This window comes from Shewanella cutis, from assembly GCF_022410515.1.
GTDB classification, from domain to species: Bacteria; Pseudomonadota; Gammaproteobacteria; order Enterobacterales; family Shewanellaceae; genus Shewanella; species Shewanella cutis.
In genome coordinates this window covers 1-1,350 of sequence record NZ_JACSDI010000044.1, presented here as the reverse complement: position 1 = coordinate 1,350, position 1,350 = coordinate 1, and the positions used below count along the sequence as shown (strand labels likewise).

The 1,350-nt window shown below is 39.5% G+C and carries 1 protein-coding gene; it reads right to left on the bottom strand.

What is annotated here, in order from left to right:
* Positions 1–219: 219 nt before the first annotated feature.
* Positions 220–1,098, bottom strand: a complete 879-nt coding sequence (locus tag H9J30_RS21530) for a hypothetical protein (protein WP_240132841.1) — start codon at positions 1,096–1,098, stop codon at positions 220–222.
* Positions 1,099–1,350: the final 252 nt, after the last annotated feature.

Sequence of the window (1,350 nt, the reverse complement as noted above, 5' to 3'; positions counted from 1 at the left end):
CAACGACACGCAGCAAGTCCTTCCTTGGATGCTCGACCGCCCCATCCGTGGGGCGGACTGTCGTCTCGCTAATCACCATGGCTCACCTGTTTAGCATTGTCATAGCCTGTAGACTTAATAATCTTACTCAACACACTTTTAGACAAAAGCTCGTTAGACGAATCACTCTAACGCTCTTTATTCTGATGAGAAAAAGTATCTTTAAGCACTAAACACTTTTTATGTACCTAGCTTGTGGATGTTTTGCGAAATTTCCATGATTACAGCTTTTAAAACTTGCAGGCAGATTTTAGCTGTGTGCTCTCTGGGTGTAAAACCTGACGTCATTTGTTGATATGGGTGTATGTAGTTTCGAAAATCCCTCAACGTGTGCGAAAATTTATGGGTATCCAGTTGAATTAACTCTAAATCTTTTGCAACATCAATAAACGTCGCCAATGTCCAATCATGAAACTGCTGTACTTTACCGTCGCGGGTTTTCGGTGATGATTTAGCGGTATTAAACGCCCTAGGATTACTCGATGCAAGTCCAAGAAATATCCCCTCTAACGAGCTACCCGCTAGTAGAATAGTCGATAAATATGCCCCAGAATTGTAAGTTTTTTCAATTTCAACTAATCGTTTGTTTAGTACGTCAGTGACATTAAGATCCAAACCTAAGTCAGAGATCGTGAAACCGCTAAACTCTCGGCTCAAGAAATCAGACTCAGACATGCTGGGCGCATGCGTTCCATTTTCATTTAATTCTACTTTTTGGAGCTTTTTAAAGGTAATTTCGGCTTCATTTCTGATCACTCGCCATTTGTCGAAAGCAAGATACTGATTGAAGTCAGCAATATAACCGTCTAGTTCTCCAATACGCCCGATAAAGCTGACTGGATTAAATACGCTTCTGATACAAGTATCGAGGTTGGGTGTACCATTGATAGTCTCTAAACAATCATCCGTATACTTCCAACGAGAAGGGAAGCCTTGTCCATAAGAATGGTTAAATCCTAATGCGTTAAAAAACCTAACCAAGTTTGGACCTGAGCGATACTCAGTTTCTTCATTGATAAGATCTCGAAGCTTTTCGCTCGTTTTGCTACTGATGATCATTCATTTTCCTTTAGAACATGACGCTGCATTAAAGAATGAACAACGCTTACCACCGAATCTAAGCAATAGTAACTTAGATATAAAACCCAATTTAAACTAAGGATGTCATGCATTGAGAATCTATCTAAATGTTTTGTCCACTCAATTTTTTCGCCAATAAGCACATGAAACTTGCTAGACGATGAAAAAGGTATTCAATGTGGTCACTATTATTCAACTTAACCTGAGTAACCTCTGAGTGACGAATAAAAA